A 13,647-nucleotide genomic window follows, 5' to 3' on the forward strand; every position below is an offset into this window, starting at 1 on the left:
TTATCTTCGGGAGGGCGCGGAAAACAATAGATAAAATTGTTCCGCGGTGGCCGGTTCAGTGTATTTCCGTTCCCGGTCAACGGCACATTTCCCGATTACCGGAATGCGCGGGGAGCCCTCTCGCGGATACCGCCGGATAACTCCCGCCGGGCGGGTGCTGGGTCCGGCGCCGGCCGCGGGGTTTAGGCTGGAGCACGATGAACGCGAAAACGTACCAGATCCGCACGTTCGGGTGCCAGATGAACGTGCACGACTCCGAACGGCTCGCCGGGCAGCTCGAGGAAGCGGGCTACGTCCCCGCCGCCGGGCAGGCGAAGCCGGATCTGGTCGTGTTCAACACCTGCGCCGTGCGGGAGAACGCCGACAACAAGCTCTACGGCACCCTCGGGCACCTCCGCCCGGACAAGGTCGCCAATCCGGACATGCAGATCGCCGTCGGCGGGTGTCTCGCTCAGAAGGACCGCGGCGACATCGTCAAGCGCGCGCCGTGGGTCGACGTCGTCTTCGGGACGCACAACATCGGCTCGTTGCCGGCGCTGCTGGAGCGCGCGCGGCACAACGCCGAGGCCGAGGTCGAAATCCTCGAATCGCTCGAGACGTTCCCGTCCACGCTGCCCGCGCGCCGCGAATCGTCCTACGCGAGCTGGGTGTCGGTTTCGGTCGGCTGCAACAACACCTGCACGTTCTGCATCGTGCCGTCGCTGCGCGGCAAGGAGCGCGACCGCCGTCCTGGCGAGATCCTCGCCGAGGTCGAGGCGCTGGTCGCCGAGGGCGTGCTCGAGGTGACGCTGCTCGGCCAGAACGTGAACTCCTACGGCGTCGAGTTCGGCGACCGGCTCGCGTTCGGCAAGCTGCTGCGCGCCACCGGCGGGATCGACGGACTGGAGCGCGTGCGGTTCACCTCGCCGCATCCGGCCGCGTTCACCTCGGACGTGATCGACGCGATGGCCGAGACGCCGAACGTCTGCCACCAGCTGCACATGCCGCTGCAGTCCGGTTCGGACCGGGTGCTGCGCGAGATGCGCCGGTCGTACCGGTCCACGCGGTTCCTGAACATCCTCGACGAGGTGCGCGCCAAGATGCCGGACGCCGCCATCACCACCGACATCATCGTCGGCTTTCCCGGCGAGACCGAGGAAGACTTCCAGGCGACGCTCGACGTCGTCCGCGCCGCCCGGTTCTCCAGCGCGTTCACCTTCCAGTACTCGAAGCGCCCGGGCACGCCCGCCGCGGAAATGGCGGAGCAGCTGCCGAAGGAGGTCGTGCAGGAGCGCTACGACCGGCTGGTCGAGCTGCAGAACGAGATCTCCTGGGAAGAGAACCGCAAGCTGGTCGGCCGCCGGGTCGAGCTGCTGGTCGCGGCGGGGGAAGGCCGTAAGGACGCCGAGACGCACCGGATGAGCGGCCGCGCTCGCGACGGTCGGCTGGTGCACTTCACGCCGTCCGGCTCGGCCGTCGACCGCTCGGTCCGGCCGGGCGACGTCGTGGAGACGGTGATCAGCTACGGCGCGCCACACCACCTGGTCGCCGACGGCGACCTCCTGACGCATCGCCGCACGCGAGCGGGCGACAACGCCGAAGCCGGTCTTCGGCCCAAGACGAGCGGGGTCACCCTGGGACTGCCGGGCTTCGGAGCCCCGGCGGCGCAGCCGGCCCCGGTGAGTGGGTGTGCAGGATGAGCGAACCGGGAACTCCGGCAGAGGTGGACCGCAGGCTGAGCGACGAGATCGACGACGCGGGCCGCCGCGTCGCGCGCACTGTCGAGCTGGGCAGGCGGGGGTTCACCATCTCGGTGCTGATGTTCGTGCTGCTGGTGGCGCAGATCCTGCCGTGGGCACAGGGCCGCGCGGGCTGGGAGACGCTGGCCGGCGAGGCGGGCGGGGTGCCGCAGCTGTTCGCCGTGACGTCCACCGGCGTCGGCGTGTTCATCGGCGCGGTCGCGCTCGTGTCGCGCCGCTGGTGGGTCGCGTGGTGCTGCGCCGCGGGCGGCTGGTTCGCCTCGGTCGACGGCCTGCTGGCGATCTGGTCGCAGCAGTCCGCGCACGCCAGCGGAGCGGCCGGCGACGGTCCGGGAATCGGCATGATCGTGGCGTGGATCGCGACGATCATCCTGGCGACGCTCTGGATGCGGACGGCTTTCTCGCGCAACTGACCGTTTCCGGCAGCCTTGAACCGTTGCCGTGTCGGTAGCATCGGTGTCGCACGACTGGCGTCGGGTGGGCGACCACCGGGGAGTGCACATCGAGAAGACATCGTCCGCCTGGGTGTCCCTCATTCATCACGAGTGAGGAGTGCCGATGCCCGCGCAGATCATGGACGGCAAATCCGTCGCCGCTGTGCTGCTGGCCGAGACGGCCCGGCGTGCTGGGGTTTTCGCGCGGCGGACCGGCCGTCCGCCGACCTTGGCGACAGTCTTGGTCGGCGACGACCCCGCCTCGCGCACGTACGTCAGGATGAAGCGCGCGCGGTGTGCTCGGGTCGGCATCGAGTCCCGCCACGTCGACGTGCCCGCAGGCACGACCTCGGATGACCTGGTCGGCCGAATCCGCGAGCTGTCCGCCGATCCGGCGGTGGACGGCATCCTGCTCCAGCATCCCGTACCCGGCCACGTCGACGAGCGCGCCGCGTTCGAAGCGATCGCGCCGGAAAAGGACGTCGACGGGGTGACCATGCGGAGTTTCGCGAGCATGGCCTTCGGCGAGCCGGGCTTCCACGCCTGCACCCCGGGCGGGATCCTTCGCCTGCTGGACTTCTACGACGTTCCGCTCGCGCGGCGCCGGGCCGTGGTGATCGGGCGCAGTCCGATCCTGGGGAAACCGATCGGCATGCTCCTGCTCGGCCGAGACGCGACGGTCACGTATTGCCACTCCAAGACGACGGGTCTCAGCGACATCGTGAGCGAGTCCGATGTCGTAGTGGCTGCGGTGGGGCGGCCGGAGCTGGTGCGAGGGGAGTGGATCAAGCCCGGCGCTGTCGTTCTCGACGCCGGATACAACCCCGGCAACGTCGGCGACGTCGAGTGCGACTCCGCACGGGAACGGGCGGGCTTCATTACTCCCGTGCCAGGCGGCGTGGGGCCGATGACAATCGCTGTGCTGCTGGCACAGACAGTTCAAGCAGCAGAAGTCCGGCACTCGCTCTGACGAACCGCGACAGATCCGAACGGGCGGAGCCAGGCAAACAAAACGGCCGGTACCCAGCGGTACCGGCCGTTTCGGGAATCAGCTCAGCGATCGGCGACCGCGGCTTCCGCGGCCTCCATCCATTCCCGCCACTGGGCGGCCTGCTCCTCGGCCTTCTTCGCCCGCCGCTCGTCCCCGGCGGCCCGTGCCTTGGCGGCCTGCGATTCGAACTGCTCGACCCGCTCCCGGAACTGCGCGGCGCGCGCCTGTGCCTCCGGGTCGGTGCGGCGCCAGCGGCTGTCCTCGGCCGACTTCACCGCGTCCTGCACCGCCTTGAGCCGTCCGTCCAGTTCGCGGATGCGCTCGCGCGGGACTTTGCCGATCTCGTCCCACTGCTCCTGGATCCGGCGCAGGGCCGACTTGGCTGCTTCGAGGTTGGCCGCCACGTCGATCTTCTCGGCCTCGACCAGGAGTTCTTCCTTGCGCTGGGCGTTGCCGGCGAACTCCGCGTCGCGTTCGGAGAACACCGCCGAGCGGCGGGCGAAGAACGCGTCCTGCGCCGCGCGGAAGCGCTGCCACAGCGCCTCGTCGCTGTCCTTCGGAGCACGTCCGGCGGCCTTCCACTCGGCCATCAGTTCCTTGTACCGGCCGGCCGTGGCACCCCAGTCGTCCGAGTCGGACAGCGCCTCGGCCTCGGCGATCAGCTCTTCCTTGCGCTGCTTCGCGCTCGCCCGCTGCTTGTCCAGCTCGGCGAAGTGCGAGCCGCGGCGGCGGTTGAACGCCTCGCGCGCCTTCGAGAACCGCTTCCACAGCTCGTCGTCGGTCTTGCGGTCTACGCCCTTGACCGTCTTCCACTCGTCGAGGATCGCGCGCAGCCGGTCGCCCGCGGCCTTCCACTGGGTGGACTCGGCGGCGATCTTCTCCGCCTCGTCGGCCAGCGCCTGCTTGCGCGCGACGGCCGCGGCGCGGGCTTCCTCGCGTTCGTGCTTGACGTTGACCAGCGCCTTCTCCGCCAGGCCGATCACGTAGTCGAGTCGCGCGCCGAGCGCCTTGAGGTCGCCGACCACGGCCGCCTCGCCGAGCCCGTCGCGGATCTGGGTGGCGCTCGTGAGCGCGTGCTTCGGGTCGCCCGCCCCGGAGTTCAGCCGCGTTTCGAGCAGTTCGACCTCGGTGCGCACGTCGTCGAAGCGGCGCGCGTAGTGCAGCAGGCCTTCCTCGGGCGTTCCGGCCTGCCAGACCCCGACCTCGCGTTCGCCGTCGGCGGTGAAGACGTAAACGGTGCCTTCCCCGTCGATCCGGCCCCAGGTGGCGGGGGCGGGCTCGGCGGGCGGCACCGGAGGCGCGGCATGGCCGGCGCCCTGCGCGTGCGGCACCGGGTGCGGTGCCGGGGTGCCGGGGGACGTGTTCTCCTGGGCCATCGCAGGCTCCTTATCGCCTGTACGCCCGCGGCTGCGGGCGCCCCGCCGCGGGAGCGGGGCCGGGTTGCGCTGTTGTCGTGCTTTGCCGGGGGGGCATGGGGCCCCAGCGGCATTCAAGCAGCTCAGCGCGCGCCGTGGTACTGGGTGAGCCGCCTGAAAGCGTTGATCCTACTTCTCCTTGACGCTCCGTGCCCGCGTCCCTTCCTGGCCGGGTACCGTTCACCGGCGTGATCAGCCCTGCTCAGCGGCCCCGTCCGGTGGCCGTCGTCGGCCCCACCGCCACCGGGAAGACCGCGCTGGCCGTCGAACTCGCGCTGGCGCTGGACGGCGAGGTGGTGAACGCCGACGCGCTCCAGCTCTACCGGGGCATGGACATCGGCACCGCCAAGGCGACCCCGGAGGAACGCCGAGGGGTCCCGCACCACCTGCTGGACGTACTCGACGTGACCGAGACCGCGTCGGTCGCCGCCTATCAGCGTGACGCCCGCGGCACGATCGAGCGGATTCTCGACGCGGGCCGGGTTCCGGTGCTGACCGGCGGCTCCGGGCTGTACGTGCAAGCGGTTCTGGACGACCTCCGTTTCCCGGGCACCGACCCCGCGGTGCGCGCACGGCTCGACGACGAGGCCGCCGAACTCGGCACCGCCGCGCTCTACACCCGCTTGGAGACGCGCGATCCGGTCGCCGCGGCAGCGATCCTGCCCACGAACACCCGCCGCATCGTGCGTGCGCTGGAGGTCATCGAGATCACCGGCGAACCGTTCTCCGCGAACCTGCCGAAACCAGGTCCGGCGCGCTGGGACACCGTGCTGATCGGAGTCGACCGCGAGGTCGCCGAGCTGGACGAGCGCGTCGACCTGCGGGTGGAGCGGATGTTCGAGGCCGGTCTCGTGGACGAGGTGCGCGCGTTGCTCGATCGCGGTCTGCGGGACGGGAAAACCGCTTCGCGGGCGCTCGGCTACCAGCAAGTGCTGGCCGAACTGGACGGCGAAGGTGACTTCTCGGCAGCGGCGGCGGCGACCGCGCAGGCCACCCGCCGGTTCGTGCGGCGGCAGCGTTCCTGGTTCCGCCGGGACAAGCGGATCCAGTGGTTCGACGGCGGCTCGGCGGACCTGGCCGCGCGGGTCCTCGCCGCGCTCGACCAGTAGCCTGGACGTATGGGCGGCATCGAATTCCTCAAGGGCCACGGCACGCAGAACGACTTCGTGCTGCTGCCGGACGCCGCTGGCCGCCTGGACCTCACGGCGGAGCGCGTGGCGGCGCTGTGCGACCGGCAGCGGGGCCTCGGCGCGGACGGCGTGCTGCGCGTCGTGCGCGCGAAGGCGATCGGCGAAGAATCCGCTGGCGAGTGGTTCATGGACTACCGCAACGCGGATGGTTCGATCGCCGAGATGTGCGGCAACGGCACCCGCGTTTTCGCGCGCTACCTGGTTGACGCCGGCCTGGAGGCGGACGGCGAGTTCGTCATCGGCACCCGCGCGGGCGACCGGCCGGTCGTCGTGCACCCGGACCGTTCGGTCACCGTCCAGATGGGCCCGGCGGCGATCACCGGCACGTCGGTCACCGTGGTGGCCGGGCAGCCGTTCTCCGGGGTCGCGGTGAACGTCGGCAACCCGCACCTGGTGTCGGTCACCGACACCGACATCGCCGGTCTCGACCTGCGCGACCAGCCGGTTTTCGACCACGACGTGTTCCCGGACGGCGTCAACCTCGAGTTCGTCAACGTGCTCGGCGAGGGCGCGCTGCGGATGCGCGTCCACGAGCGCGGCGTGGGGGAGACCCGGGCGTGCGGCACCGGCACGGTCGCCGCGGTCGCCGCCTCGCTGCACCTCTCCGGCAAGGACACCGGCGAATCCACAGTGGACATTCCGGGCGGCCGGGTCTCGGTCACGGTCGGGCGCGGCGAATCCACGCTGACCGGGCCGGCCGAGATCGTGGCCCGCGGCGAGCTGGACGAAGCCTGGTGGCTCGCCGCGGGCGCTTGATCAGCTGATCGTCACCGCCACCGAGAGTTCGCCTTCCTGGGTGGCGACGGTGTTCACCACTCCGGCGATCCGCACGTCCTCGGCGATTCCGGCGAAGCCCTCGAGCACGTCCGCCGGAGCGGTCACCGACAGCGTTTCGACGGCGGTCCGCATGGACACCTTCGCGTCGCTCTTGGCCCTTCGCACGGCAGCGATCACCGACCCGGCCAGCGGCAGCAAGGCGGCGTCGCCGTCGCTGTCAGCCGCGGTCGGCCAGGACGCCTGGTGCACCGAACCTTCCTGCCACCACGACCAGATCTCTTCGGCGGCGAACGGCAGCACCGGCGCGAACATCCGCACCAGCGCCGAGAGCACCGTCCGCAGTGCCACCTGGGCCGATTCGGCCGCCTCCGCGCCTAGATCGCCGTACGCGCGGCCCTTCACCAGCTCCACGTAGTCGTCGCAAAACGTCCAGAAGAACGTCTCCGTCACCTGCAACGCGCGCGCCTGGTCGAGCGCCTCGAACGCCGCCGTCGCCTCTTCGATCACCTTCGCCAGCGCGGCGAGCACGGAACGGTCCAGCGGTTCTGTCGCGACCGATTCCGGCCTGGGGGTTCCGAGGCCGAGCACGAACCGGCTCACGTTCAACAGCTTCGTCGCCAGCCTTCGCCCAACCTTCATCTGGCCTTCATCGACTGCGGTGTCCACGCCCGGCCGCGCGCTCGCCGCCCAATACCGCACCGCGTCGGAACCGTGCCGCTCCAGCAGATCCGCCGGAGTGACGACGTTGCCGACCGACTTCGACATCTTCTTGCGGTCCGGGTCGAGCACCCAGCCGGAGATCACCGCGTCGCGCCACGGCAGCACGCCCTCCTCCAGTTCGGCGCGGACCGCGGTGGAGAACAGCCAAGTGCGGATGATCTCGTGCGCCTGCGGCCGCAGCGAAAACGGGAACACGCGGCGGAACAGGTCGTCGTCGAGGCTCCAGCGCCCGGCGATCTGCGGCGTCAGCGACGACGTCGCCCAGGTGTCCATCACGTCCGCTTCCGCGACGAATCCGCCCGGCACGCCGCGCTGGTCCTCGGTGTAGCCCGGCGGGACGTCGGTGCTCGGGTCCACCGGCAGGCTCGCGTCGTCGGGCGTCAGCACCGCGTCGTGGTCCGGCTCGCCGTTGGCGTCCAGCGGGTACCAGACCGGAATCGGCACGCCGAAGAACCGCTGGCGGCTGATCAGCCAATCGCTGGTCAGGCCTTCGACCCAGCTGCGGTAGCGGACCTGCATGTGCGGCGGGACCCAGTTCAGCTCCTCGCCGCGTTCCAGCAGCTTCGTGCGCAGAGCGTCGTCGCGCCCGCCGTTGCGCAGGTACCACTGGCGGCTGGTGACGATTTCCAGTGGCTTGTCGCCCTTTTCGTAGAACTTCACCGGATGCGTGATCGGCCGCGGTTCGCCGCGCAGCGCGCCCGCCTCGCGCAGGAGGTCCACCAAGATCTGCCGTCCAGTGTGGACAGTCTTGCCCGCCAACGGCTCGTATTTGTCGGCCGGAACGCCGTGCGGCGGTTCGGCGCGGAACCGGCCGTCGCGACCCAGTACCGGACGGGTTTCGAGCTGCAGCGCGCGCCACCAGGTGACGTCCGTGGTGTCGCCGAAGGTGCACACCATCGCGATGCCGGTGCCCTTTTCCGGATCGGCGAGATGGTGCGCGTGCACCGGCACCTCGACGCCGAACACCGGCGTGCGCACGGTCTTCCCGAAAAGTCCTTGGTACCGCTCGTCATCCGGATGCGCGACGAGCGCCACACAGGCAGGCAGCAGCTCGGGTCGCGTGGTGGAGATCAGCACTTCCGCGCCGCCATCGGCGGTGAACACGAGATCGTGATACGCGCCCGGCCGTTCGCGGTCCTCCAGTTCCGCCTGGGCGACGGCGGTGCGGAAGGTGACATCCCACAACGTCGGGGCTTCGGATTGGTAGGCCTCGCCGCGCGCGAGGTTGCGCAGGAACGCGCGCTGCGAGATTTCCGTGGTCGCCGGGTCGATCGTCTGGTACGCCAGCGTCCAGTCCACCGAAAGCCCGATGCTCCGCCAGACCTCCTCGAACACCTTCTCGTCGGTTTCGGTCAGCTGGCGGCACAGTTCCACGAAATTGCGCCGGGACACCGGAATCGCGTTCTTGCCGGGCTTCTCCGGCGGGGTGAAGGACGGGTCGTAGGGCAGGGAGGGTTCGCAGCGCACGCCGAAATGGTTCTGCACGCGGCGTTCGGTGGGCAGGCCGTTGTCGTCCCAGCCGACCGGGTAGAAGACCGAACGCCCGCGCATCCGCTGGTAGCGCGCGAGAACGTCGGTGTGCGTGTAGGAGAAGACGTGCCCGATGTGCAGCGAACCGCTCGCGGTCAGCGGCGGCGTGTCGATCGAGTAGACGTCCGGGCGCGTCCGGTCGAACCGGTATACGCCTTCGCGTTCCCACGCCGGTACCCATTTGGCGGTCAGGCCGTCGACGCCGACTTTGTGCGGGATCTTCTCGTTCATGCTCGCACTTTACGGGGCGGGTACAGCGATTTCCGCACTCGTCGGCAGGTCCCGCATGTGCCGCAGCGGAGAGCAGAGCACCCACAGGGTCCCGGCGACCTCCCCGGCACAGCCCACCCACAGCGTGCCGGTCAGCCCGAGCCATTCGCCGAGCGCGCCGCCCAGCAGCCCGCCGAGCGGCATCGCGCCCCAGACGACGAACCGGACGCTCGCGTTCATCCGGCCCAGCAGCCGGTCCGGGGTGATCGCCTGGCGGTAGGAGACCTGCGCGATGTTGTAGAGGATCACGCCGAACCCGAACGCGGCCAAGCCCAGCCCGGCGAGCGCGATCCGCCAGCCCGGCCCGGCGAACGGGATCAGCAGCGCGCCGGGCCACACCAGCAGCGGAACCAGCCAGATCGAGCGGGCCTGCCCGATCCCGCGGATGATCGGCCCGGAGCACAGCGCGGCCGCGATGCCGCCGATGCCCGAAACCGCGAGCAGCCCGCCGACCTCGGCCGGTTTCAACCCGGCGGTGCGGGTCAGGAACAGTACTTCGACGGCCTGCACCACTCCGCTGAAGAGATTCGACGTGGCGGTGCAGGAGACGATCGCGCGCAGCGGCCGGTTGGAGACGACGAACCGCAGCCCTTCGAGCATCTGCGGCACCAGGCGGTCGTGCTCCGCGCGTTCCGGGAGCGTTTCGACGGTTCGGATGCGCCATAGGCACAGCGCGGACGTGAGGTAGCCGAGGCCGGTGACCAGCACCGTGCTGGCCGCGCCGATGAATTGCACGAGCACGCCGGCGAGACTCGGCCCGGCGATCTGCGCCGACGACTGCACGCCTTGCAGCTTCGCGTTGCCCTCCAGCAGCTTTTCGCGGCCGACCAGCGCGGGCAGATACGCCTGGTAGGAGACGTCGAAGAAGACCGTCGCGAACCCGACGCACAGCACGACCACCAGCACCTGCGCCATCGTGAGCACCCCGGCCCACCAGGCGAGCGGGACGCTGAGCAGCAGCACGCCGCGCACGAGGTCGGCGGCGAGCATGAGCGGCCGTTTGCGCATCCGGTCCACCCACACGCCCGCGGGCAGGCCGACGACCAGGAAGCCGAGCGTCTCGGCCATGGTCAGCAGGCCCATCTCGAACGGCGTGGCGGCCAGCGTGACGGCGGCGAGCAGCGGGAGGGCGGTGACGCCGACGAACATCCCCAGCTGGCTCGCCGTGTCCCCGGCCCACAGCCTGCGGAAATCGGCATGGAAGAAGAGTGAATCGCGACGCACCCGATGGAGTGTCGCCGAGTGATTGGAAAGAGTCAATCACTTTGTGTGTCTAGGCTGCCGGGATGCCGCTGAACCGACGCCCCTCCACCGAAGCCGAGGCGGCCGCGCTCGCGTCCGGAATACGGCTGCGCATCATCCGGTTGACCTCTTTCGAGCCGATGACGAACAAGGAGCTCGCGGCGCGGCTGCACCGCGACCCGGCGACGACGCTGCACCACGTGCGGCGCCTGGTGGACACCGGTTTTCTCGTTCCGCAGGAACCGCGCCGCGGCGCGCGCGGGGCGAAGGAGATCCCGTACCTGTCCACCGGGCTTTCCTGGCAGCTGGACAACGACGGCGCGGACGCCGTCGCGGTCAACGAGGCCATGCTCGAGGCGTATCTGGCCGAAATAGCCGAGGCGGACCCGGCCGAGACGGAGACGACCCGGCTCGTGGTCCAGGTGGGCGCCGACGACGTCGCGGAGTTCAAGCGGCGGCTCGGAGAACTGCTCGAAGAGTTCAAGGCCCGGCCTCGCGATCCGGCCTCGGAACGCACCGCTCTCTACGTCTCGATCTATCCCAGCAGGTAATCCACTCGGCTCCCGCGCGGAAACGTGGGACCATGGAGGCACGATGACAGAACAGACACACGAAGACTTTTACGACGACAACGACCCCTACGACCCCTCGGTCGGGGAGATGGAGCTCGAGGACCGCGCGTCGCTGCGCCGGGTCGCGGGCCTCTCCACCGAGCTCGAGGACATCACCGAGGTCGAGTACCGGCAGCTTCGGCTGGAGCGCGTTGTGCTGGTCGGCGTGTGGACTGAAGGCACCGCCCAGCAGTCCGAGGCGTCGCTGGCCGAACTGGCGCGACTGGCCGAGACGGCGGGTTCCGAGGTGCTCGAAGGCCTCGTCCAGCGGCGGCAGAAGCCCGATCCGGCGACCTACGTCGGGTCCGGCAAGGTGCGCGAGCTGCGCGACGTGGTCGTGGCGACCGGCGCCGACACGGTGATCTGCGACGGCGAGCTTTCGCCCGGCCAGCTGCGCCAGCTGGAGGAGAAGGTCAAGGTCAAGGTGATCGACCGGACCGCCCTGATCCTCGACATTTTCGCCCAGCACGCCCGCTCCAAGGAGGGCAAGGCTCAGGTCGAGCTGGCCCAGCTGCAGTACCTCGTCCCGCGGCTGCGCGGGTGGGGTTCGGCGCTGTCCCGGCAGGCCGGTGGCCGCGCGGGCGGCGCGAACGGCGGCGTGGGCCTGCGCGGGCCTGGTGAAACGAAGCTGGAGACGGACCGGCGGCGGATCAGCAAGCGCGTGGCGAAGCTGCGCCGGGAGATCGCCGCGATGGACACCATCCGCGAGACCAAGCGCGGCAAGCGCGTGGCCAACGAGGTGCCGAGCGTGGCGATCGTCGGCTACACCAACGCCGGCAAGTCGAGCCTGCTCAACGCCCTGACCGGGGCCGGGGTGCTGGTGGAGGACGCGCTGTTCGCCACCCTGGACCCGACCACGCGCCGGGCGCAGACGGCCGACGGGCGCACGTTCACGCTGACCGACACGGTCGGGTTCGTGCGGCACCTGCCGCACCAGCTGGTGGACGCGTTCCGCTCGACGCTGGAGGAGGCGGCCGACGCCGACCTGCTCCTGCACGTCGTGGACGGTTCCGACGCGGCTCCGGAGGACCAGGTCAACGCGGTGCGCGAGGTGCTCGCCGAGATCACCCGCAGCCGCAAGGAGCCGCTCCCGCCGGAGCTGCTGGTGATCAACAAGGCCGACGCGGCCGACGACGTCACCCTGGCCCGGCTGCGGCACGCGCTGCCCGGTTCGGTGCAGATCTCCGCGCGCACCGGCTCGGGCGTGGCCGACCTGGCCGAGGTGCTGGCCGAACGGCTGCCGCGGGCGGAAACGGTGATCGACGTGCTGGTCCCGTACTCGCGGGGCGAGCTCGTGTCCCGGGCCCACGCGGAGGGCGAGGTGCTGGAAGAGGAGCACGTCGCCGACGGCACGCGCCTGCAGGTGCGGGTCCGCCCGGACCTCGCCGCGGCTCTGCGGGCGTTCGAGACCAACGCCTCGGCGCTCTGAACGTCTTCCGTAGTGCACGGTCCGAGCGGGCCGTGCACTACGGAGGTGAACTGGTGCGGGTCGTCCTGGCACTGACGGCTGTCCTGATGCTCGCGGGCGCTGTCCCGGCCGCGGCGGCTCCGCCTGCCCCGGAGACGTTGTGCAAAGTCACGGACAAGCGTCTCAACGAGCTGTCCGGCCTGGTCTCCGACGGCGAGCACTGGTACGCGATCAACGACGGCGGCACCCAGGTGCAGGTCTTCGTCCTGGACCGGAAATGCCAGGTCAAGGACGTCCTCACGGATCGCACGGATCCCTACGACGTCGAGGACCTGGCCCGAGGCAAAGACGGCACTCTGTGGCTCTCGGACACCGGCGACAACCGCGCCAAACGCGAGACGGTCGCCTTGCTGGAGCTGAAACCCACTGGCGGCGCGGCAGTCATGCACCGGCTCACCTACCCGGACGGCCCACACGACACCGAGGCCTTGATCCTGGACCAGTCCGGCACGCCGTTTTTGATCACCAAAGACCTGCTGGGCGTCTCGAAGCTCTACCGCCCGTCGGCTCCGCTGGCGACGCCCGGGCCGACCAAACTGGAGCAGGTAGGCACCCTGCGAGTCCGGAGCACCGACACACCGGGCGGCCCGGTCGGCTCGTTCGGTTCGGCGTTGATCACCGGAGGCGCAACCAGCGCGGACGGCAAGGTCATCGCGCTGCGCACCTACACGGACGCGTATGTGTACGCGGCCCCGGACGGCGACGTAGCCGCAGCGCTGCAACGCGAACCCGTGCGCATTCCGCTGCCGAACGAAAAGCAGGGCGAAGCCATTGCTTTCGAACCGGACGGCACGCTGCTGTCCGCGAGCGAGGGCGTCGGCGAACCAGTGCGGGCGATCAAGAACGCCACGGCTTTGATCACTCCGCAAGCGCCCGCACCGAAACCCGGCGGTGCTGCCGCCCAGCCTGCGGGGGAGGATTCGGGCGGTTTTACGCTTATCGCCGCTGCGGCTGTTGCTGCGGTGGTGGTGTTAGTGGGGTGGTTCTTGCTGGCCAGGAAACGCCGCCGCTCCTGAGACCGGCACCGAACCTGGCCCGGCCTCGCTTCTGAGGCGACGACAACCCTGGCCCGCACCTGCGATGGTGCAGACCTAAGCCTGACCTGGCCCGTTTCTCAGACGGCCCTGGCCTGCCCGGCCCTGGCCCGGTCTGGCTCTGCGCGTGGCTTGGCACTGGTCTGGCGTGTTTCCCCGTCTGGTACCTCGCCTGATCTGCCGTCGTGCCAAATCTGGCACAGTCCCCGGCCCGGCCCGGCCCGGC

The 13,647-nt window shown here is 70.2% G+C and carries 11 protein-coding genes and 1 riboswitch; of the genes, 8 read left to right on the forward strand and 3 right to left on the reverse strand.

Annotated elements, in window-relative coordinates; all coding sequences use genetic code 11:
• Positions 1–197: 197 nt before the first annotated feature.
• From miaB to ACZ63D_RS36815, 3 genes are all read left to right on the forward strand, one after another.
• Positions 198–1,679, forward strand: coding sequence for a tRNA (N6-isopentenyl adenosine(37)-C2)-methylthiotransferase MiaB (gene miaB / locus ACZ63D_RS36805; RefSeq protein WP_465358939.1), 1,482 nt, complete (start codon positions 198–200; stop codon positions 1,677–1,679).
• Positions 1,676–2,152 carry an Rv2732c family membrane protein gene (locus ACZ63D_RS36810; RefSeq protein ID WP_465358940.1) on the forward strand — a complete coding sequence of 159 codons (477 nt, stop codon included), beginning with the start codon at positions 1,676–1,678 and terminating at the stop codon, positions 2,150–2,152. Before miaB ends, ACZ63D_RS36810 begins: the two co-directional genes overlap by 4 nt.
• A 40-nt stretch (positions 2,153–2,192) precedes the next feature.
• A riboswitch (ZMP/ZTP riboswitch) is annotated at positions 2,193–2,273 on the forward strand.
• Positions 2,274–2,297: 24 nt separating this feature from the next.
• Positions 2,298–3,143 (forward strand): bifunctional 5,10-methylenetetrahydrofolate dehydrogenase/5,10-methenyltetrahydrofolate cyclohydrolase, encoded by an 846-nt coding sequence (locus tag ACZ63D_RS36815; protein WP_465358941.1) that lies wholly within the window; start codon positions 2,298–2,300, stop codon positions 3,141–3,143.
• Between the two features lie 83 nt (positions 3,144–3,226).
• On the opposite strand, the gene ACZ63D_RS36820 is transcribed toward ACZ63D_RS36815, so the two are convergent.
• The gene (locus ACZ63D_RS36820) at positions 3,227–4,540 is read right to left on the reverse strand and encodes a DUF349 domain-containing protein (RefSeq protein WP_465358942.1); all 1,314 of its coding nucleotides are present in this window, start codon (positions 4,538–4,540) and stop codon (positions 3,227–3,229) included.
• Positions 4,541–4,767: 227 nt separating this feature from the next.
• Between ACZ63D_RS36820 and miaA the strand changes: the two genes are divergently transcribed.
• Positions 4,768–5,688 (forward strand): tRNA (adenosine(37)-N6)-dimethylallyltransferase MiaA, encoded by a 921-nt coding sequence (gene miaA, locus ACZ63D_RS36825; RefSeq protein ID WP_465358943.1) that lies wholly within the window; start codon positions 4,768–4,770, stop codon positions 5,686–5,688.
• A 9-nt stretch (positions 5,689–5,697) separates the two neighbouring features.
• Positions 5,698–6,525 (forward strand): diaminopimelate epimerase, encoded by an 828-nt coding sequence (dapF, locus tag ACZ63D_RS36830; RefSeq protein WP_465358944.1) that lies wholly within the window; start codon positions 5,698–5,700, stop codon positions 6,523–6,525.
• Here the strand turns inward: dapF and valS are convergent, their stop codons facing one another.
• Both valS and ACZ63D_RS36840 read right to left on the reverse strand, forming a co-directional pair.
• On the reverse strand, positions 6,526–9,027 hold the full coding sequence (gene valS, locus ACZ63D_RS36835; protein WP_465358945.1) for a valine--tRNA ligase: 2,502 nt from the start codon (positions 9,025–9,027) through the stop codon (positions 6,526–6,528). It lies immediately after the preceding gene.
• Positions 9,028–9,036: 9 nt separating this feature from the next.
• Positions 9,037–10,290 (reverse strand): MFS transporter, encoded by a 1,254-nt coding sequence (locus ACZ63D_RS36840; RefSeq protein ID WP_465358946.1) that lies wholly within the window; start codon positions 10,288–10,290, stop codon positions 9,037–9,039.
• A 62-nt stretch (positions 10,291–10,352) separates the two neighbouring features.
• Between ACZ63D_RS36840 and ACZ63D_RS36845 the strand changes: the two genes are divergently transcribed.
• Genes ACZ63D_RS36845 through ACZ63D_RS36855 form a run of 3 tightly spaced genes read left to right on the forward strand, consistent with a single transcriptional unit; the run spans position 10,353 to position 13,403 of the window.
• Positions 10,353–10,859, forward strand: coding sequence for an ArsR/SmtB family transcription factor (locus ACZ63D_RS36845; RefSeq protein ID WP_465358947.1), 507 nt, complete (start codon positions 10,353–10,355; stop codon positions 10,857–10,859).
• A 43-nt stretch (positions 10,860–10,902) separates the two neighbouring features.
• The gene (gene hflX / locus ACZ63D_RS36850; RefSeq protein ID WP_452074475.1) at positions 10,903–12,348 is read left to right on the forward strand and encodes a GTPase HflX; all 1,446 of its coding nucleotides are present in this window, start codon (positions 10,903–10,905) and stop codon (positions 12,346–12,348) included.
• Positions 12,349–12,401: 53 nt separating this feature from the next.
• On the forward strand, positions 12,402–13,403 hold the full coding sequence (locus tag ACZ63D_RS36855; protein ID WP_465358948.1) for a hypothetical protein: 1,002 nt from the start codon (positions 12,402–12,404) through the stop codon (positions 13,401–13,403).
• The last annotated feature ends 244 nt before the right edge of the window (positions 13,404–13,647 follow it).

The organism is Amycolatopsis sp. NPDC104775, from assembly GCF_055583325.1.

Bases quoted from the DNA above. Each gene is read 5' to 3' on its own strand.
- miaB (WP_465358939.1), top strand. From the start codon at position 198: ATGAACGCGAAAACGTACCAGATCCGCACGTTCGGGTGCCAGATGAAC.
- ACZ63D_RS36810 (WP_465358940.1), top strand. From the start codon at position 1,676: ATGAGCGAACCGGGAACTCCGGCAGAGGTGGACCGCAGGCTGAGCGAC.
- ACZ63D_RS36815 (WP_465358941.1), top strand. From the start codon at position 2,298: ATGCCCGCGCAGATCATGGACGGCAAATCCGTCGCCGCTGTGCTGCTG.
- ACZ63D_RS36820 (WP_465358942.1), bottom strand. From the start codon at position 4,540: ATGGCCCAGGAGAACACGTCCCCCGGCACCCCGGCACCGCACCCGGTG.
- dapF (WP_465358944.1), top strand. From the start codon at position 5,698: ATGGGCGGCATCGAATTCCTCAAGGGCCACGGCACGCAGAACGACTTC.
- valS (WP_465358945.1), bottom strand. From the start codon at position 9,027: ATGAACGAGAAGATCCCGCACAAAGTCGGCGTCGACGGCCTGACCGCC.
- ACZ63D_RS36845 (WP_465358947.1), top strand. From the start codon at position 10,353: ATGCCGCTGAACCGACGCCCCTCCACCGAAGCCGAGGCGGCCGCGCTC.
- hflX (WP_452074475.1), top strand. From the start codon at position 10,903: ATGACAGAACAGACACACGAAGACTTTTACGACGACAACGACCCCTAC.